The organism is Flagellimonas ochracea (assembly GCF_009903685.1).
Taxonomy (GTDB): domain Bacteria; phylum Bacteroidota; class Bacteroidia; order Flavobacteriales; family Flavobacteriaceae; genus Flagellimonas; species Flagellimonas ochracea.
Map to the genome: position 1 here is coordinate 891,477 of NZ_JAAABI010000001.1, position 19,930 is coordinate 911,406.

A 19,930-nucleotide genomic window follows, 5' to 3' on the forward strand; every position below is an offset into this window, starting at 1 on the left:
ATGAAACACTTGAATGCGTTGGCCTGTATCATTGTTGCCATATGCGTTAGCCATTGTGGGGAAAAGGCAGATTCATTGGACACAACAACCGAAAACCACGAACTGGCATTGTACGAAGCCATTGAAGCTTTCAACAATGCCTTTCAACACGGCGATGTTGTTGCTATTGAATCCATGATTACCGAAAATTACCTCCACACCAATGGGAACTCAAAATCCATACAAAAAGATAGCTGGCTCAACTATTTACTCAAACGACAAGCAGAAATTAATTCTGGCAATCTTCAAGTTACAGGGTACAACATGAAAGAGATGGAAGTTGAATTTTATGGAAATACCGCTGTTGTGACTGGAAAAATAAGTGTAGTAAGCAAAAAAAGGGATAGTATCCATAAAAACGCCTATCGCGTAACACATTTGTGGATAAATGAATCAGGGCAATGGAAAAGGGCCGCGTTTCATGATGGCAGAATTCAATGACCTTGGCATGTTACAATTTTAAATGATCAATTCTAACACTTCTATCTTCCGAAGCTTCTGTATCCACTAAAAAAGGCATAATGGTAACGGAACACAAAGAACTTCGCATCGATGCCGATATTATTCTAAGACCTATTGCATTACAACATGTCAAAGAAGTCTACACTAGCTTTGATGCGAATATCATTCAGTTTCTTCCTCTTGAAGAACCGCCCAAAAACATCGAAGAAACCATCGCATTTATTAAAAGCTCCATGGAGCAACACAAAAAAGGGACGGACCTGGTATGGGTCATACTACATCAAGATGAATTGGCCGGGTGCTGCGGCATACACTCCATACACACCAAACAACCCCATTTTGGTCTATGGGTAAAAGCAGAAAAACAAGGAATGGGCATTGGAAAAAAAATAGTGCATTACATGCCGCCTTGGGGTGTTGAGCATCTAGCTATAGACTTTATCAAATATCCCGTGGACCAAAGAAATAAGCGTAGTATTCAACTAATCGATGATTTGAATCTATCCATTCACTGTCACTATGAAATGGGAAACCAAAAAAAGCTTCAAATCGATGAATACCGATACTATAAAAGTTCTGATGGCTAAAATAGCCAGTTCACTTTCAGGGCCAATCCTACTTGAAAAAGAAATAGGATTTACTCACCCATGGCAGCAGCTACTGCCGCGGACAGTCTTTTGTAAGTACCATTTTGCAAACGTTCCCTTATCTCAGAGAAAGCATCCAATGTTTCAGCGATATCTTGCATGGTGTGCGTAGCAGTAGGAATCATGCGCAATAAGATAAGTCCCTTTGGAACAACAGGATACACCACAATAGAGCAAAAAATACCGTGATTTTCACGCAAATCCTTGACCAAGGCCATCGCCTCTGGAATGCTTCCGTTCAGATATACAGGGGTAACACAACTTGACGTAGTTCCGATATCAAAGCCTCTTTCCTTGAGCCCATTCTGCAATGCATTCACGTTTTCCCAAAGCTTTGCTTTTAACTCGGGCATGGTACGCAACATATCCAACCGCTTTAATGCACCCTTTACATAGATCATGGGCAACGATTTGGCAAACATCTGCGATCTAAGGTTGTATTTTAGATATTCTACGATTTCTCTATCTGCGGCTACAAAAGCACCGATTCCTGCCATGGATTTGGCAAAAGTGGCCAAATACACATCAATTTGGCCCTGGACACCTTGCTCCTCTCCTGCTCCTGCCCCTGTTTTACCAAGGGTTCCAAAACCATGGGCATCATCAACGAGCAATCTAAATTTGAATTTCTTCTTTAAATCAACAATTTCTTTAAGAATCCCTTGCTCTCCGCGCATACCAAAGACGCCTTCAGAAATCACCAAGATGCCTCCGCCAGTCTCTTGGGCCAATTTTGTGGCTCGTTCCAAGTTCTTTTCCAAGCTTTCCGCATCATTGTGCTTGAAGGTGAAACGTTTGCCCATATGCAACCTTACTCCATCAATAATACAAGCATGGCAGTCCACATCGTAAACGATGATGTCGTCTTTGGAGACAAGTGCATCGATCACAGACATGAATCCTTGATAACCAAAGTTAAGTAGATAAGAAGCTTCTTTATGAACGAATTCTGCTAGTTCTCTTTCCAACTGTTCGTGATAATCTGTATGCCCGCTCATCATCCTGGCGCCCATCGGATAGGCAGAACCATGTTCGTAGGCAGCATCACCATCCACTTTTTTAATTTCAGGTAGATTGGCGAGTCCCAAATAATCATTGATACTCCAGGTAATCACATCTTTTCCCTGAAACTTCATTCTATTGGAGATGGGTCCCTCCAATTTTGGAAACACAAAATATCCTTCGGCCTGTGAAGCCCATTTTCCCAAAGGGCCTTTGTTTTCAATGATTCTATCAAATAAGTCTCTCATCATCTACCTTTAATGGTTTGAATTGCAAAAATATAGATTTTTAACTAGCACACACAATGAAATTTTCACATAAAAAAACGACAATGGCTGGCATTGTCGTTCGCTGTCTCGTTTGAAACAAATTTTATTTGATATATTCTATTTTTTCAGGGGCTTCGGCATTTTGAAGATCAAAAAAGCCTTGATTCTCCATCCATTCGTTGCTGTAAATCTTGCTCATGTATCGCGAGCCATGGTCTGGAAAGATAACTACCACATTGCTATCTTCCTTAAATTCGCCTTCGGTATTCAATTGATATAAGGCTTGCATGGCAGCACCACTGGTATACCCCACGAACATCCCTTCGGTATGGGCTATTTTTCGAGCCATGTGCGCACTTTCACCATCGGTGACTTTTATATAGCGGTCTATTGTGTTGAAATCGGTCGCTGAGGGTATTAAATTCTTGCCTAAACCTTCTATTCGATAGGGGTAAACCTCATTGTGGTCAAATTCTCCAGTTTCATGGTATTTTTTCAGGACCGATCCATAAGCATCCACGCCTAAAATCTTTATTTCTGGGTTTTTTTCCTTTAAAAAGCGGGCAATACCAGAAATTGTACCTCCAGTGCCACTACAGGCCACCAAATGGGTAATATTGCCATTGGTCTGTTCCCAAATTTCGGGACCAGTAGTTTGGTAGTGTGCCTCTATATTTAGTTCGTTGAAATATTGATTGATATAGATGGAATCCTTCGTTTCGCTGTGCAAACGCTTGGCCACTTCATAATAAGAGCGCGGATCGTCCGCACTTACATGAGCAGGACAAACATAGACCTTGGCACCCATGGAACGTAGCATATCAATCTTGTCCGGCGATGATTTTGAGCTTACCGCCAATATGCATTGATACCCTTTGACTATACTCACCATGGCCAAACTAAAACCGGTATTACCGGATGTGGTCTCAATGATGGTACTGCCAGGTTTTAAAATACCTTTTCGCTCGGCTTCTTCAATAATATAGGCTGCTATTCTATCTTTTGAGGAATGACCGGGATTGAAGGCCTCCACCTTGGCATAAAAGTTTCCGGTAAGGGGAGCTGCGATTTTGTTTAGCTTAACTAAGGGGGTATTTCCAATTAAGTCAAGGATACTGCTGTGCGCATTTATCGGTTTCTTCATAACTGGTATTAGGTAAGGAAGAAACCCTGCCAAGGCAAAATTTCTTCGGCACAAAAATAACATTTTTATTTTTAAGGGACTTTTCCTTCCAAATCCAGTATAAAAGTATAGTCTTTTGCCGTCTCCTTGAGCGCCTTGAAACGGCCAGAGGCCCCTCCATGACCAGCATCCATATTGGTGTCCAAAAAGAGCAGGTTATCATCCGTTTTGTACTCTCGTAACTTGGCAACCCATTTGGCAGGTTCCCAATACTGCACTTGGCTATCATGTAGTCCCGTGGAAACATAAAGGTTGGGGTACGCTTGATGGGACACATTATCGTAAGGGGAGTATGATTTAATGTAATCATAATACTCCTTTTCATGGGGATTGCCCCATTCATCGTATTCACCAGTTGTCAGAGGAATGGTTTCGTCTAGCATGGTGGTGACCACATCTACAAAGGGTACTGAGGCAATTACTCCTCTGTACAATTCTGGAGCCATATTCACTACCGCTCCCATAAGCAACCCTCCAGCGGAGCCGCCACTGGCATACAAATGCGCCGCGCTGGTGTAGTTATTTTCAATGAGAAATTTGGAACAATCAATAAAATCGGTGAATGTATTTTTCTTGTGGAGCAGTTTCCCGTTCTCGTACCAAGGTCTTCCCAAATATTCCCCTCCCCTAACATGGGCAATGGCAAAAATAAAACCACGGTCGAGCAAACTCAATCGTACTGAAGAGAAATAAGGATCAACCGTGTGCCCATAGGATCCATAGGCATATTGCAAGAGAGGACTTTGCCCATTCACCTTGGTGTCTTTGTGATACACCAATGACATGGGAATCTTTACTCCATCACGGCCCGTTGCCCATAGCCGTTCGGTAATGTAATTTTCCTTGTTAAACTTGCCTCCCAAGACCTCCTGTTCTTTTAGGATTTCTTTGGTCTTGGTCTCCATATTAAAATCAATTATCGCATAGGGTGCGCCCATTTCATTATAATAGTAACGCAATTCTTTGGTGTCAAAATCCAGGTTTACGGTAGCACCGGCCACATAGGTTTCGCTTTCAAAAGGCAAATAATAGGCATCCTTTCCATCCCAGCGGGCCACTTTCAATTTATTTAGGCCATTTTCTCTTTCAGAGAGAACGTAGTACTCCCTAAAAATCTCCACATCTTCCAACAGCACATCTTCCCGATGCGGCACAAATTCTTCCCAGTAGGAAGACGCTGTTTTGTCCTCTGCGGCTCTCATCAACTTAAAATTGGTAGCCTTGTCCATATTCGTGAGAATGTAGAAATTTTCATCATAATGCGAAATGGAATACTCAACACCGCGTTCTCTGGGTGAAAAAATCTTGAATTCTTTTTCTGGATGGTCGGCATTCAAAATTTGATATTCAGATGTAAGCGTGCTCACAGAGCCTATTACAATGTATTTTCGAGACTTGGTCTTATAAACAAATGTGTTGTAGGTGGGGTCCTTTTCGTGAAAGACCAATGTATCTCCACTTGAAGGAGTACCGAGTATATGTTTGAATATTTTGTCTGAACGTAACGTTACCGGGTCTTTTTTGGCATAGAATAGAGTTTTTCCATCGTTGGCCCAAACGGAGCTCCCTGTGGTGTTTTCAATCAAATCGGGATAGATCTCCCCAGTTTTCAAATTTTTGATTTGAATATTGTATTGCCTTCTAGACACCGTATCCGTGCCAAATGATGCCAAGGTATTATCAGGACTTACTGAAACCCCGGTCAATTTAAAGTAATCGTGGTCCTCGGCCATCGCATTGCAATCAAACATCAATTCCTCTTCAGCTTCCAGACTTTCTTTTTTTCTTGAAAAAATGGGATATTCCTTTCCTATCTCATAACGTGTAATGTACCAATAGCCATCCAACTTGTAAGGAACTGAAGAATCATCTTCCTTAATACGCGATTTCATTTCTTTGAAGAGTTCGTCTTGAAATTGCTCCGTATGCGCCGTCATTTTTTTGTAATAGTCATTTTCGGCATTTAGATAATCAATCACTTCTTGATCTTCCCTTTCCTTCATCCAATAATAGTCATCAACGCGTACATCGCCATGTTTTTCAAGTTTTACAGGTATCTTTTTGGCAACCGGGGGATTCACGCTCATAAGTTTTTCGTTTTCGTTGTTGCAAGAGCCTGCAAAAATAAGTGATATAAAAAGAAAAAATAGTGTCGGAAATGGTAGTTTCATTGATTTTGATTTTGACCAATTTATTACTTTTGAAGACAAAATCAGCTAGTTATGTTTGGAGATTTTATGGGAATGATGGGCAAACTCAAGGAAACCCAGCAAAAAGTACAGGAAACCAAGGAGCGTTTAAATACCGTGATGGTGGATGAGCAATCTGCAGATGGTTTGTTGCGAGTTATCCTGACCGCAAATAGGGAAATAAAGTCCATTGCGATAGATGGTTCGTTATTACAAGATAAAGAACAGCTTGAGGATTACCTTATACTCACGTTGAACAAGGCCATTGACAAGGCCACCAAGGTGAATGAAACCGAACTTGCTGCTGTCGCCAAAGAAGGTATGCCCAATATTCCGGGGTTGGATTCTTTTATGAAATAAAAATTTGGGCAGCGTTTTGTTGAAATCCGCTTCAATGTAGTACTTAAAATAATTTCAGGACCGCGCTCGAAGTTACAGTACCAATAGCCTATCCTATTTCTTTTAGAATACATAGAAAATGCTGATGCATTACGTCGGTATAGTCCAAATGGGTGACGATGCGCAGTTTCCCCTGCCCCATTCCAATGATGGAAATTTGCTTTTCCTCCAGTTTGGCCAAAAAGTCTGTTGCCGACATTTTGGATTCATCAAGCTCAAAGATGATGATATTGGTCTCAATGGGTTCCACTTTTTTTATGAATTCCAGATTATTGAGTAGTTCACCTATTTCCTTGGCCTTTTGATGATCTTCTTCAAGTCGGTCCAAATTATGGTCCAAAGCGTAGGTCGCGGCAGCGGCCAAATACCCAGATTGACGCATTCCACCACCTAATATTTTTCGAATCCGCAGCGCGTCTTCTATCATTTTCGTATCACCGACCAATACCGAACCAACAGGACAGCCCAAACCTTTGCTAAAACACACACTAATGGAATCAAAAAGTTTCCCGTAGGCTTTTGCGTCATGCTTTTTGGCCACAAGGGCATTCCAGAGCCGTGCCCCATCCAAATGATACTTTAAACCATGGTCTTTGCATACTTCCCTTATTTTTTGTAGCTCATCGAAATCCCAACAGGCCCCGCCTCCTTTATTGGTCGTATTTTCAATGCACACCAGGGACGTTTTGGGACTGTGGTAAAAATCAGGAGGGTTAATGGCTGCCAATACCTGATCGGCGGTCATCATCCCCCGGTGTCCATCCACCAGTTTACAGGAGACCCCACTATTAAAACTTACACCACCCCCTTCATAATTGTAAACATGTGCATATTTATCACAAATAAGTTGGTCCCCAGGTTGGGTGTGCAATTTTATTGCCGTTTGATTGGTCATGGTACCACTTGGAAAAAAAAGCGCGGCTTCCATACCAAAATAGTTGGCCACTTTTTCCTCCAAAGCATTTACACTGGGGTCATTCTTGAAGACATCATCACCCACTTTGGCCTCCATCATGGCATCTAACATGCCAGCTGTGGGCCGTGTAACCGTGTCACTGATAAGATTGATTTGCATTAAAATTCAAGATTTGATTTACGTGTTTATGCCTTTTGAGTCATTTGATTTGCCTATTGATATACCCTTATGTAGTCGACCACCATTGCACTTTCAGTAAATTCCGGATGAATATCGGGCTCTATGGCAATGTTGAATATAAAGTAATAATCAGAATCGTAGGGCCAGGTATTTACATTTTTTTTTGCTGGGCTGTATTGGAAATGCTCAACTCCATCAACACTAAAAACCATTTTCTCTTGGGTCCATTCCAGCGAATAAATATGAAATGCGTTGGAAACATCTGTTATCTTTTGACCACCAAGATTTTCTACATTGTATCCATAACTTGACCCGTTATGTACGGCGCTTGATACATAATCCTGATTCTTTCCCCAATGCTCCAGAATATCTATCTCGCCACATTTGGGCCATTTGACCTTCCCAAAGCCTTGATTATCCCAATAAGCTCCGTCTTCATCAATATTGGTGTTCAACATCCAAATAGCGGGCCAAGTACCTACTCCTTCGGGCATTTTGGCCCTGACCACTACTTTTCCATATGTAAAGGCAAATTTAGAATTAAGCCTTGCGGATGTATAGTACTTTGCTTCCCCTTGATCTTCGAATTTCTCTTTTTTGGCCTTTACATGTAGGTATCCGTCCTTTAAATAAGTATTGTCTTCTCGATCAGTGTAATGTTGAATTAAACCACCCCACCAACTTCCCCCTGGAGATAGTTGCGTTTGATGAAACCATTTTTCAGAATCGATTTCTCCCGTTCCATTGAACTCATCTGACCATATCAACGTATTGAATTCAGAATCTTTTTCTCCCCGGAAAATTCTATATAAACCATCACTGAGCATGTTATCAATATCCAAAATAGTAAATGGACTAAATAAACCCACGGTAAATGTTAAATAAAGTAATGAGTGTTTCATTAGTTTTTAAAAGGTTTGTAAACTACAAGCTTGAGTTTGCATTCATTCAGTTCATACAATCCATTCCAATGGGTGACCCATCCGGGATTTTTGGAGCGGAAATGACCTTGAAATCAGATGGCTTTTTAAGAAAATCGTCTATACGACGAACTGTATCCACAGAAACAGGGCTTTTCCCGTTGGACAACAAGCGCGTTTTTAAATCCTTCAGGGATTTTATTGCAATCGCATTTACTTGCGGATGTACCTTATCATGAGCTGCTAAGTTCATCAGGTGGTAAAGTACTCGGTAGTTTATGGTTCCCTGTACTTGACTCCAATAACTGTCCTTATGCGCCACCCCAAAACTTTCCTGTATGGTTTCATCAAGTACTTTTTCCAGCCCCAGTTGACTTTTGTCCATACTCTTTTGCTGAATTAATCGTGAAGCACGTTCAGGATGCAACAAAAGGCCTAAGGTCATGTCAGCTGCTGTTTCGGCGGCCGAAAGAGCGTCAAAACTCACCCCTGTTCGCCCTTTGAACGATTCTCGGGTGCTTTGATAGCCAATTGCCCTAGGCGGAAAAAGGCCTAATTTATCCTTGGGTATTGCGATTTTATCAGCATGAAGTGTCATTAAAATGGTTTCGAGCGCTTTTTCTTGGCTTGAAGCACTGATAGGTTCCACCACACGCTGTCCATCTCCCTTAACAGCATAGTTATAATCCAAACCACCAATGAGTTTTGATGTAGCCTCCGTCTGATACCTATGAAAGAAGTACAACGGTACAAAAACATCCTCGAGCACTGAATTGGGCTCATGTGAACGGATATTGTCAATTGAAAAGTTATCCATGGCCACCTTTCTAAGTTCCATCACATTTGCAAGCTCGTCACTGGCATTTCGTCCATTATCCCATAAGTGTCCCAAGGCATGGGCCCCTCCCCGCGGTCTAGCATCTTGGTCCGATATGTAACGTAATCCATCATCCTGTGCCTTTTTTAAAATACCTATCATGGCTTCTTTTTCATCAGCTCCGTCGGGAAAGTCCATATAAGAATAGGCCACGGTAATCTTGTCCCATTCCCCAATACCAGTATCATATGCATTGGAAAAGTCTATTTGATCTCCATCAAGTTTAAGCTGCGGGTGGGGATAATCCATGACCGATGCGCGGTTGTTGGTGCTGGCGGCAAAATTGTGGGCAAAACCCAGGGTGTGTCCAATTTCATGGGCCGAAAGTTGTCGGATTCGCGCCAAGGCCATCTCCAGCATGGGCTGGTAGTTGTCGTCACGTTCTGCAAACGGTTGGTTCATCAGGGCTTGGGCAATCATAAAATCTTGACGTATGCGAAGGCTCCCCAGACTTACATGTCCTTTGATGATTTCCCCGGTTCTTGGGTCGGTGATACTGCTGCCATAGCTCCATCCCCTGGTGGAGCGGTGCACCCATTGGATTACATTATACCGCACATCTAAGGGATCCGCACTATCGGGCAAAATTTTCAGCTGAAAGGCATCTTTGAAACCTATGGACTCAAAGGCTTGATTCCACCATCTTCCACCTTCCAGCAAGGCTGAACGAACAGGTTCTGGTGTACCATTGTCCAAATAATAGACAATGGGTTCTATGGCTTCACTGATTGTTGCATTTGGATCTTTCTTTTCTAAACGGTGACGAGTCACAAATCGTTTCAGAATAGGTTCCTGAACAGGTGTTGCGTAATCATAATACGAAAAAGGGTAAGATCCGCAACGGGGATCAAACTCCCGTTTTTCATAATTGTCATCCGGTAATTCAATCAACGAGTGATGCTGCGCCACGGTAACCAAATCTGGATTGGGGGTCACCGAACGTATCCAATCTCCTGTAGGATTGCCTTTAAAGGTTAGGGTTACATCAAACTCCACATTCTTGGGAAAAGCCTTGGTGCGTTCAAAGGCCAACGCACTTTTTGATAGGTCTAAACTATAGGAACCCTGTTTTGTGTTTTTCAAGCGATTGGATACGCCATGGGCATCCCGCATCAAAAAATCTGTAAAATCAATTAAATAGCTTCCTTTGGAATCTTCCTCAATCTTGAACCCATGAAGCACGGATTTGGCAAAGGCCTGCTCCACCGATTTCCGCTCCAAATTGTTTTGTGTGTTTGCCCTGTATTTTAAATTGGGTTGCACCAAAAGCAATTTATTTCCTGCCTTTTTAAAGTAAACCACTTGCTCATTACCAAGCTGTCCCCTATCCAGGCCAATATCGTTACTGCCAATGCCACTGCTTAGCGAATAGACGTAAAGGAACTCTTTTTCCAGGTCATCCACCTGCAAATACACTTTGTCCGAAGTGTCATCATAGTAAAAATTAAAATAGCCATTGAACTTTTGAAAATCTTTGGTTTTCTCAAAGGTTTGGGCCCCTGTGGTGGCGATGGAAAAAAAGAATAAAGCGACTAGAAAATGGTTGTTTTTCATGTTCGAAAATTAGTGTCATTAAAAATATGTAATTCATTTTAAAAATTGATCCCGTATGCCATCTATACCCGAAAATTCCATTTTATCAAATATGACACCCTGTTTTTCAACAATTCTCTTTAAAGGGCATTAAATTTTAAGTACTATTTCTATAATAAACGATTGAAAATCCATACTTTAAAAGAAAAACCAAATGGGCAAGGTTTCGAATAAATCTATCTTTTCCAATTATCAGAAAAATGAAGGTCTTTTTGATGAGGTTTTCGATGAAAATGGCAATGTAAAGTCCGTGTATCAAAAGATTTTGGATATATACGGTGCGAGGTCCATTAAAGACTACGTGAAGTTGAACAACAAAGCGAAGTCATCATTTTTTAACCAAGGAATCACTTTTCAAGTATATGGGGACAAGGAAAGTCAAGAGAAAATCTTTCCTTTTGATCTTTTCCCACGAATCATAGATCCTGATGAATGGGATTTAATAGAAAAAGGGGCCATTCAGCGTAACCTGGCCCTCAATGAATTTTTATGGGATGTATACCATGACAAAAAAATAATTAAGGACAACGTGGTGCCTTTAGAGCTTTTGAGCTCATCACCAAATTATCTACATCAGATGATGGGTCTGGACCCTCCCAGCCGTATCTATAACCATATTTCTGGAACAGACATTATCAAACACTCAGATGGCAACTACTACGTATTGGAAGATAATATTCGATGTCCCTCTGGAGTCAGTTACGTGATTTGCAACCGGACTGCCTTAAAACGTGCCCTATTTGGGGTGTTCAACCATTATAAAACCCATACGGTGACCGACTATGCTGAGAATCTATTGTCACTGTTGGAGAGCGTGAAACCTCATGGCGTGGATGTGCCTGTTTGTGTAGTCATCACCCCTGGAATGTTCAATTCGGCTTATTATGAACATTCTTATTTGGCCAAGGCCATGGGCATTGAGCTTGTTGAAGGTAGGGACTTATTCGTAGAGAACGATTTTGTGTACATGAAAACCATCAGCGGTCCTGTTCGGGTAGATGTAGTGTACCGAAGAATCGATGATCTTTTTATCGACCCCATGGAATTCAATCCAGATTCAGCACTGGGTGTACCTGGCCTTTTCGCGGCTTACAAAAAAGGCAATGTGACCTTGGCGAATGCTCCGGGCACTGGTGTTGCCGATGATAAAGCCATATACACCTATGTCCCTGATATCATCAAATATTATTTAGATGAAGAGCCTATCCTTAAAAATGTACATACATATCATTGTAGCCGACCCGATGATTTGAAATACGTCTTGGACAACATCCATAACTTGGTAATAAAACCTGTGGACGAAGCTGGGGGATATGGCATATCAATTGGGAATCGGTTGACCAAAAACGAAATTGATGAGGTCAAGAACACGATAAAAGCAGCCCCTCGCAAATATGTGGCACAGCCCATCATGTCACTTTCCGTACATCCCACCTATATCGACGATACAAAATCCTTTGAACAACGCCATGTGGATTTAAGAACTTTTACGGTTTTGGGCAAAGACCAACAATTTGTACTCAAGGGAGGACTCACAAGAGTAGCCTTAAAAAAGGGGAATCTCATTGTTAATTCATCCCAAGGTGGCGGTTCTAAGGACACTTGGGTACTAAAACAACAATAAATATATGCTTTCAAGAGTAGCCAATAACCTATTCTGGATGGGTAGGTATATCGAAAGGGCCGAACATGTTGCCCGTTTTATGAACGTGAACTATTTTTCTTCACTGGATGCCCCCAACCAGCTTTCACAATCGAGACAATTTGTTTTGCAATCCATGTTGTTCATGGTAGGCAACTCTATCAATGATGCTTCTGTGGATCTGGATGAAGAACAAGTGCTTTATGATATAGCCTTGAATCCAGAAGAAAGCTATTCCATTATCAATAGTATTAAAAATGCCAGAGAAAATGCAAACAGTTCCCGTGATCTGATATCTACAGAACTGTATGAAAGCCTAAACAAGTTCTATCACTTTGTGATGAAGTATCCGAAAGAGGCGTTTGTAAAAACCAATCTCTATGACTTTACCATCAATGTATCGGAAATGACAGCCGTACTGCGTGGTAAAATTAGGGGAACCTTGTTACATGATAAAGTTTATGCCGTAATCATGATGGGGGTCAATATCGAAAGAGCCATCCAGATCAATCGTATCATCAATACCAAATTCAACGATGCTCAAAAAGCACAGGGGGGATATGGCGATACCATGGCCAACAGTTTTGAATGGTCCACCTTATTGAAATGTGCGGAATCTTACGACATGATGCGAAGGTTGTACAAAAAAGCCCCGACTAGTACAACGACACTGGAATTTCTGTTGTTGAACAGCCGATGTCCCCGCTCATTCATGAATTGCATTAATCAAGTATATAACCATGTAAAGGAATTGGAAAACAAGGCCGAACACGAAAAGCACAGCACAGCATTTTTGGTTGGTAAAGTCCGAGCTGAATTTGAATTCAAAAGAATCGAGGAAATCACAGAAGATGTTCAGGGTTGCCTGAACGGTATTCTTGATAAAATGTTCAAAATCAGTGAGAGCATGGAAAAGGAATTCTTCGGCTACTAACGCAAATTGACTAATTTGAATCCTTTGAAATAATCAAACAATGGGATATGACTATGAAATTGAATACGTAACTCGCAACACCTATGAGAAGGGTTTGAACGAGGCTTTCTGGCAATTTTTGATCATTCCCGAAAACAACGATACCCAAGAACTGATTTCGTGGAATTTTGAAAATGACTTGGGGATGGTCAACAGCGTTTCAATCAATGGTCTGGGCTTTAAAACAGTTCAGGTTCGCGCCAAGGAACAGACTGATCATATCAACTTCAGGGCATCATTCAAACTATCAAAAAAGGAAATAAATCCATATGATTTTCCGCTTCCGGAAAGCGTTGAACATGAAAGAGCCCTTTTGCATAGCCACAATTATCGGGTCGATCATGAACCGTTTCTAAGAAAAACCAAGCTGACCCAACTATCAGCGAAATATGAAAACCTTTTTCTGTTTAACAATAAGAAATCGATTTTTGAAAACTTGGTCGCCCTCAACAAATGGGTATTTGAAAAATTAATTTTTCAATCCGGGGTAACTGATGTGGGCACCCAACTCTCCGAAATTATTGAAAACAGGCATGGCGTCTGCCAAGATTTCTCCCATTTGTTCTGTGCCATTGCCAAGCAGAACGGAGTACCTTCCCGTTATGTTTCGGGTTATCTGCACCAAGGAAATGGTTTTTTTGGTGATTCCCAGATGCATGCGTGGGCAGAGTCCCATATTCCTAATGTGGGATGGATCGGTTTTGATCCAACGAACAATATCCTCGCCAATCACAACCATATCAAAGTATCCCATGGAAAAGATTATAATGATTGTGCTCCATTAAAAGGTGTAGTGTATACCCTAGGGAAAAACAAAACCCAATACTCCGTTCAAGTAAAAGCATCCCAACAACAGTGATGATTACATTAAAGAAGTTTATTTTAGCCTGAAATTGTTTGTAATGGTGACCACAGATCAGCAAAAAGATCTTATTGAACGCCTTGGTGCGTTAAGGAGGTATCTTTGACATAGATGCCAAACTGATTGAAATAGAGAACGAGGAAGAAAGAACCTTGGAACCCGGATTTTGGGACAACCCCCAAGAGGCCCAAAAGCAAATGCAGACCCTGAAATCCAAGAAAAAATGGGTGGAAGAGTTCAATGCTGCCAAAACCTTGATTGGCGATTTGGAAGTCTTTATGGAGTTTCTACAAGCTGGCGAAGTGAAGGAAGAAGAGGTCCAACAGCAGTTTGATAAAGCTCAGTTGGCCATTGAAAACCTGGAATTCCGAAATATGCTATCCGATGAGGGCGACGAATTGACGGCAGTATTGCAAATTACAGCCGGGGCCGGTGGAACGGAGAGCTGTGATTGGGCGGCCATGCTCATGCGCATGTACATCATGTGGAGCGAAAAAAATGGATATAAGGTCAAAGAGCTCAACTATCAAGAAGGCGATGTTGCAGGCATTAAAACCGTCACCTTGCAAATTGAGGGTGAATATGCATTTGGTTGGTTGAAGGGTGAGAACGGCGTGCATCGTTTAGTCCGGATTTCACCATTTGATAGTAATGCCAAACGGCATACTTCGTTCGCCTCGGTTTATGTTTATCCATTGGTAGACGATACCATTGAAATAGATATTAATCCTGCAGACATTGAAATCACCACGGCACGATCCAGCGGTGCAGGAGGCCAAAATGTAAACAAGGTAGAAACCAAGGTGCAACTGGTGCACAGACCTACCGGAATCCAGATTTCTTGTTCCGATTCTCGTTCCCAACACGACAACAGGGCTACGGCCTTAAAAATGTTGAAATCGCAGTTGTACGAAATAGAGCTTAGAAAAAAGCAGGAAGCCCGTGCAGAAATTGAATCCTCAAAAATGAAGATTGAGTGGGGCTCACAAATAAGAAATTATGTGATGCATCCCTATAAACTGGTGAAGGACGTGCGCACCGGAGAAGAAACCGGTAATGTGGATGCCGTTATGGATGGGGAGCTAAATCCTTTTTTAAAGGCTTATCTCATGATGATGGGTCAAAGCGAAGAACAATAATCTATATGCTATGTTGAAGATTTATCACAATCCAAGATGCAGAAAATCGAGGGAAGGGCTGGCATTGCTCGAAGAATCCGGACAGGAATTTGAAGTGGTCAAATACCTAGAGAATATTCCAACCGAAGAGGAACTTAAAACCGTAATTCAATATTTAGGTGTTGCGCCTGAGGGTTTGGTTCGAAAAAACGAAGCCATTTGGAAAGAAAAGTATAAAGGAAAATCGCTATCTGATGATGAGATTGTCCAAGCCATGGTCCAGAATCCGAAGCTTATTGAAAGACCTATTGTTGTTAAAGGTACCAAAGCAGTTTTGGGAAGACCACCTGAAAACATCAAGGCATTACTTTGAATTTGGTAAGGTTATTGCTCAGTATGGTATCAAACCTTAGGCATTTAATCTGTTTTTAACTGCTTTAGGGTAAAACTTTATTATTTTTACAGCTTTAGCGATATTATGACTTTCAGCAAAATCAAAACCCTTGTCTTTCTTTCATGTTTGATTGGGCTTATTTCAGCGCATGATCTAGTTGCGCAATTCGGCTATGGAAATCCCATGGGGAGAAGAGCTGGTTTTGGTAGGCAACAGAGTATTATACCCCAATCCCAAAGCACTCCTGAGGAAACAACCCCTCCAACGGCCGATGAACTTGTTGACCAACAAATGCCTATAATTACTGAAGCTTTGGAATTGGACCCCTTTGAAGAAGCTGTGGTACGAACAACACTAGTTAAATCTGTCCAGCAGCGAATAGAACTGGAGATTTTGGCTCTAGACCCTCTAAAAATGAAAGAAGAGGTAGAAAAAATTAAGAAAAGACAGGATGAGGAAATAAAAGCTGGACTTCCGCCGGACAAGTTCGATGCTTATTTAGAACTGCAAGAAAACAAGTTCAAAGCAAAAAAGAAGAAGAAAAAGAAGAATAAGAAAAAAGAGAAATCATAAAAAAAAAAGAGGCTTTTGGCCTCTTTTTTTATGGTGTAGTATCTTGCTCTGCTCGTTTAGCTTCCCTTTTTTCCTTAAGCATCTCCCTAAGGTTACCCACTAACCAATAAGGAACCACAAAGGTCAATAAGAAAATCATCAACCAAAAACCAATGGTAAGTATTGTCAAAAAAGCTAAAAAACCTAAATACTGGTCAAACTCGAACATTATTTTATTCTTTTATGTACACAAAGATACCGCAGTTTGGATAAAAAAAACAAATCTCCCATCAAAAAAGTGCATTTGCCTAAATAAGCTACCAAATTTTTTCCCTAACCCCTACATTTGTATCATTAAAACTTGAACTATGAGCTTTAGAATTGAAAAGGATACGATGGGCAAGGTTAAAGTGCCCGCTGATAAATATTGGGGGGCGCAAACTGAACGATCCCGTAACAATTTTAAAATTGGAGCACCTGCGTCCATGCCCTTGGAGATTGTTTATGGTTTTGCGTATCTAAAAAAGGCAGCGGCCTATACCAATCACGAACTTGGAGTTCTTCCTGTAGAAAAAAGAGATTTGATCGCAAAGGTTTGTGACGAGATTTTAGCAGGCCAGCATGATGGTCAATTTCCTTTGGTGATTTGGCAAACAGGCTCAGGTACCCAGAGCAACATGAATGTGAACGAAGTGATTGCCAACAGAGCTCATGAATTAACAGGTAAGAAAATTGGTGAAGGAGAGAAGACCATCCAACCCAACGACGATGTGAACAAAAGCCAATCCTCAAACGACACCTTTCCTACGGGAATGCACATAGCAGCCTATAAAAAAGTGGTGGAAGTAACCATTCCGGGAATTACCCAACTACGAGATACTTTGGCAAAAAAGGCCAAGGAGTTTCAAAGGGTGGTCAAAATTGGCCGTACCCATTTAATGGATGCCACTCCCCTAACCTTGGGACAAGAATTTTCCGGATATGTTTCCCAATTGGACCACGGATTGAAGGCCCTGAAGAACACGTTGGACCATTTAAGTGAATTGGCCTTGGGGGGCACCGCTGTGGGAACGGGCCTAAATACCCCTGAGGGATATGACGTCCTTGTGGCAAAGCACATTGCAGCATTTACAGGTCTTCCTTTTAAAACCGCAGAAAACAAATTTGAAGCTCTAGCTTCCCATGATGCTATAGTGGAGACGCACGGAGCGTTGAAACAAGTGGCGGTTTCGCTCAATAAAATTGCCAATGACATTCGAATGATGGCTTCTGGTCCTCGTTCAGGAATCGGTGAGATCATTATTCCTGCCAATGAACCGGGAAGTTCCATAATGCCCGGTAAAGTAAACCCAACACAATGTGAGGCGCTTACCATGGTATGTGCCCAGGTAATGGGCAATGATGTTGCCATTAGTGTAGGAGGTACCCAAGGACACTATGAGCTCAATGTCTTTAAGCCAGTAATGGCCGCCAATATTTTGCAGTCTGCCCAGCTTATTGGCGATGCCTGCGTCAGTTTTGATGCAAACTGTGCTGTTGGAATTGAGCCCAACCATGAGGTCATCCAAAGGTTACTGAACAATTCGTTAATGTTGGTCACCGCTCTCAATACCAAGATTGGCTATTACAAAGCAGCTGAGATTGCCAATGCAGCACACGCCAATGGCACTACACTTAAAGAAGAAGCCATTCGACTAGGTTATGTCACCGCTGAAGAATACGATGAGTGGGTGAAACCAGAAGATATGGTGGGAAACCTTAAATAAAATCTGTTTCCTCTAGATTGGAAAAAAAAGAAAAGCCCGGCTCAAATAGTGAACCGGGCTTTTGTCTTAAAATGGATAGTGTATATTATTTTAGGATGAACTTGGAAGTCCCCAACAATTTTAGCTTGCTATCATATACATTCACCATGTAATTTCCTTTTTGGAAATCAGAAGCAGGCTTGTTTATGTAGTCACACACGTCCAAGGTGCTGTTTTCATAGTAGAAATTAGTTTCCTTGCTGTAGGTTATGGAAGCTCCTTCTTCAGTAGATTTTGAAAAACTATCACCCAAAACATTTCCTTGAGGGTCAAGTACTTCAATATAAAACTCTCTGTCACCAGCTTCAGCAATAACGTTGTCTGCTACAGTAAAGCACACTTTAAATTTATCAGTAGCTTTTGCTCTTGAAGTAGATACCAATTTTCCACTACTTCTTTCTCTAACAGCATCCACAGAAAATTTAGAAAGACTCAGTGCAGAACCTCTCTCAACAGCATCAGCCAATTGGGTGTTCTGAACAATTAAGGAATCATTGAAAACCGTTTGTTTTTCCAATTCAACAAAAGTACTGTCGCGTTCCATGGCCAACAAAGTGTTGGATTGAGTCAAGGAATCTACTTGTTTCAACAATTTCTCCCTTTCTGCTTTTAGCACACTCACTTGCCTTCTATATCTTGAAAGTGTAGCAATGTCAGCTTTCATACCTTGTACAGAGTCAATATATTTTGCAATGTTGTCTCGCGCAGCAACCAACTCTTCATTAGTGGCATTGCTCTCTAAGATAGCTTTGTCATACTCGGCTTTCAAATTGTTCAAATCTTCTACAACCACAGCTTTTTCACTCTGAAGAGCTTCGGTGGTCTTTTTCTTATCTTGGTAAAGACTTACGGTATAGATAATGGTTCCAAGAAGTACCACACCCAGTAGACCAGCGATTACCTTTAATCCGTTGTTACTTTTAGTTTCAGTCATAACTTTTTAATTAATTGATTCTCGTTATAGGGTTAATAATCAATCTCACTTGGTTTATATACGCTTTAGATTCAAATTTGGATTTTTAAGGACAAAATATTGTTCGAAAAAGTTAATTATGAATGGCTTATCGCTATTTTTAGGGAAGTTCAAAAAAAGTAAATCATGAAAAAACACTGCATTTACCTTGTTGTTTTATTGTTCTTCGGATATAGCTGCAAACAGGTCCAAAAAGAAAAGGAAGACTCAGTGGAAAACAATTCTCAAACTGAAACAAAGGCTTCTGCTGAAGTGAAGATAATCCCCATTCAACATGCTACGGCGATTTTGGAATGGAACGGGATTTCCATTTATGTTGATCCTGTAGGAGGGTCGCAGGCGTTTCAAGGTCAAAATAAGCCTGACCTTATATTGATAACAGATATTCATGGAGACCATTTCAGTTTGGAAACTTTGCAAGAGCTTGATACCGAAAAGGCCAAGATTATAGTCCCGCAGGCTGTCGCCGACAAAATTCCGGATGAATTCGCACCCCAAATTGATGTGCTGAACAACGGAGAAAGCAAGGAGCGATATGAAATCACCGTGGAGGCAATACCCATGTACAACCTAAGGGAAGACGCCAAAGATTTCCATATAAAAGGTAGAGGAAATGGATATGTGCTGAACATGGATGGACAGCGATTATATTTTTCAGGGGATACGGAGGACATCCCCGAAATGCGTGCATTGAAAAATATAGACATGGCCTTCGTGTGCATGAACCTGCCGTATACCATGACTGTGGACCGTGCAGTTGATGCGGTGTTGGAATTTCAACCTGTCAAAGTGTATCCGTATCATTACCGAGGAAGACCCGAAGTAAGCGATGTGCAACGATTTAAGCAGTTGGTCAACTCAGGAAATCCCAGCATAGAGGTGGTCCAATTGGACTGGTATCCCAATGATGATTTCTAAATTTTTAAAATATTACT

19 protein-coding genes are annotated in these 19,930 nt (G+C 41.3%); 11 read left to right on the forward strand and 8 right to left on the reverse strand.

Translation table 11 applies throughout. The features are described from left to right. Together GTQ34_RS04205 and GTQ34_RS04210 are read left to right on the forward strand one after the other, a co-directional pair. Positions 1–480 carry a nuclear transport factor 2 family protein gene (locus GTQ34_RS04205; RefSeq protein WP_166522497.1) on the forward strand — a complete coding sequence of 160 codons (480 nt, stop codon included), beginning with the start codon at positions 1–3 and terminating at the stop codon, positions 478–480. Positions 481–560: 80 nt separating this feature from the next. After that, positions 561–1,088, forward strand: coding sequence for a GNAT family N-acetyltransferase (locus GTQ34_RS04210; RefSeq protein ID WP_166522498.1), 528 nt, complete (start codon positions 561–563; stop codon positions 1,086–1,088). A gap of 50 nt (positions 1,089–1,138) precedes the next feature. Here GTQ34_RS04210 and GTQ34_RS04215 read toward each other — a convergent pair whose 3' ends face one another. The 3 genes from GTQ34_RS04215 to GTQ34_RS04225 form a co-directional block, all read right to left on the reverse strand. Continuing rightward, positions 1,139–2,398 (reverse strand): cysteate-C-fatty acyltransferase, encoded by a 1,260-nt coding sequence (locus GTQ34_RS04215; RefSeq protein ID WP_166522769.1) that lies wholly within the window; start codon positions 2,396–2,398, stop codon positions 1,139–1,141. 124 nt (positions 2,399–2,522) lie between these two features. Continuing rightward, the gene (locus tag GTQ34_RS04220) at positions 2,523–3,563 is read right to left on the reverse strand and encodes a cysteate synthase (RefSeq protein ID WP_166522499.1); all 1,041 of its coding nucleotides are present in this window, start codon (positions 3,561–3,563) and stop codon (positions 2,523–2,525) included. Between the two features lie 71 nt (positions 3,564–3,634). Further along, the gene (locus GTQ34_RS04225; RefSeq protein ID WP_166522500.1) at positions 3,635–5,773 is read right to left on the reverse strand and encodes a S9 family peptidase; all 2,139 of its coding nucleotides are present in this window, start codon (positions 5,771–5,773) and stop codon (positions 3,635–3,637) included. 51 nt (positions 5,774–5,824) lie between these two features. Here GTQ34_RS04225 and GTQ34_RS04230 point away from each other — a divergent pair, with 51 nt between their 5' ends. Beyond that, a complete protein-coding gene (locus GTQ34_RS04230; protein WP_166522501.1) occupies positions 5,825–6,151 on the forward strand; it encodes a YbaB/EbfC family nucleoid-associated protein in 327 nt (108 codons plus the stop codon). An 88-nt stretch (positions 6,152–6,239) separates the two neighbouring features. Here the strand turns inward: GTQ34_RS04230 and GTQ34_RS04235 are convergent, their stop codons facing one another. Genes GTQ34_RS04235 through GTQ34_RS04245 form a run of 3 tightly spaced genes read right to left on the reverse strand, consistent with a single transcriptional unit; the run spans position 6,240 to position 10,637 of the window. Further along, complete coding sequence (locus GTQ34_RS04235; protein ID WP_166522502.1) at positions 6,240–7,265, reverse strand: threonine aldolase family protein; 1,026 nt, start codon at positions 7,263–7,265, stop codon at positions 6,240–6,242. Between the two features lie 53 nt (positions 7,266–7,318). Next, positions 7,319–8,188 (reverse strand): glycoside hydrolase family 16 protein, encoded by an 870-nt coding sequence (locus GTQ34_RS04240; protein WP_166522503.1) that lies wholly within the window; start codon positions 8,186–8,188, stop codon positions 7,319–7,321. Positions 8,189–8,234: 46 nt separating this feature from the next. Beyond that, positions 8,235–10,637 (reverse strand): zinc-dependent metalloprotease, encoded by a 2,403-nt coding sequence (locus GTQ34_RS04245; RefSeq protein ID WP_166522504.1) that lies wholly within the window; start codon positions 10,635–10,637, stop codon positions 8,235–8,237. Between the two features lie 193 nt (positions 10,638–10,830). On the opposite strand from GTQ34_RS04245, the gene GTQ34_RS04250 reads away from it, so the two are divergent. From GTQ34_RS04250 to GTQ34_RS04275, 6 genes are all read left to right on the forward strand, one after another. Then, entirely contained in the window at positions 10,831–12,300 is a 1,470-nt protein-coding gene (locus GTQ34_RS04250) for a circularly permuted type 2 ATP-grasp protein (protein WP_166522505.1), read from the forward strand. 4 nt (positions 12,301–12,304) lie between these two features. Continuing rightward, complete coding sequence (locus GTQ34_RS04255; protein ID WP_166522506.1) at positions 12,305–13,252, forward strand: alpha-E domain-containing protein; 948 nt, start codon at positions 12,305–12,307, stop codon at positions 13,250–13,252. A gap of 40 nt (positions 13,253–13,292) precedes the next feature. After that, positions 13,293–14,150, forward strand: coding sequence for a transglutaminase-like domain-containing protein (locus GTQ34_RS04260; RefSeq protein ID WP_166522507.1), 858 nt, complete (start codon positions 13,293–13,295; stop codon positions 14,148–14,150). A 43-nt stretch (positions 14,151–14,193) separates the two neighbouring features. Further along, positions 14,194–15,292 (forward strand): peptide chain release factor 2 gene (gene prfB / locus GTQ34_RS04265; RefSeq protein WP_166522508.1). Its coding sequence is split into 2 segments (ribosomal slippage): positions 14,194–14,256 and positions 14,258–15,292, totalling 1,098 coding nucleotides; the frame shifts between segments, so codons are not numbered across the junction. 10 nt (positions 15,293–15,302) lie between these two features. Continuing rightward, positions 15,303–15,644 (forward strand): arsenate reductase (glutaredoxin), encoded by a 342-nt coding sequence (gene arsC / locus GTQ34_RS04270; RefSeq protein WP_166522509.1) that lies wholly within the window; start codon positions 15,303–15,305, stop codon positions 15,642–15,644. Positions 15,645–15,749: 105 nt separating this feature from the next. Continuing rightward, positions 15,750–16,238, forward strand: coding sequence for a hypothetical protein (locus GTQ34_RS04275; protein ID WP_166522510.1), 489 nt, complete (start codon positions 15,750–15,752; stop codon positions 16,236–16,238). Between the two features lie 28 nt (positions 16,239–16,266). Here GTQ34_RS04275 and GTQ34_RS04280 read toward each other — a convergent pair whose 3' ends face one another. Beyond that, positions 16,267–16,446: a hypothetical protein gene (locus tag GTQ34_RS04280; protein ID WP_166522511.1), complete on the reverse strand. Its 180-nt coding sequence runs from the start codon at positions 16,444–16,446 to the stop codon at positions 16,267–16,269. A gap of 139 nt (positions 16,447–16,585) precedes the next feature. Here GTQ34_RS04280 and fumC point away from each other — a divergent pair, with 139 nt between their 5' ends. Beyond that, positions 16,586–17,983, forward strand: a complete 1,398-nt coding sequence (fumC, locus tag GTQ34_RS04285) for a class II fumarate hydratase (RefSeq protein WP_166522512.1) — start codon at positions 16,586–16,588, stop codon at positions 17,981–17,983. Between the two features lie 85 nt (positions 17,984–18,068). Here fumC and GTQ34_RS04290 read toward each other — a convergent pair whose 3' ends face one another. Beyond that, positions 18,069–18,956 carry a hypothetical protein gene (locus GTQ34_RS04290; RefSeq protein WP_166522513.1) on the reverse strand — a complete coding sequence of 296 codons (888 nt, stop codon included), beginning with the start codon at positions 18,954–18,956 and terminating at the stop codon, positions 18,069–18,071. Positions 18,957–19,121: 165 nt separating this feature from the next. Between GTQ34_RS04290 and GTQ34_RS04295 the strand changes: the two genes are divergently transcribed. Continuing rightward, positions 19,122–19,913: an MBL fold metallo-hydrolase gene (locus GTQ34_RS04295; protein WP_166522514.1), complete on the forward strand. Its 792-nt coding sequence runs from the start codon at positions 19,122–19,124 to the stop codon at positions 19,911–19,913. Positions 19,914–19,930 lie beyond the last annotated feature (17 nt).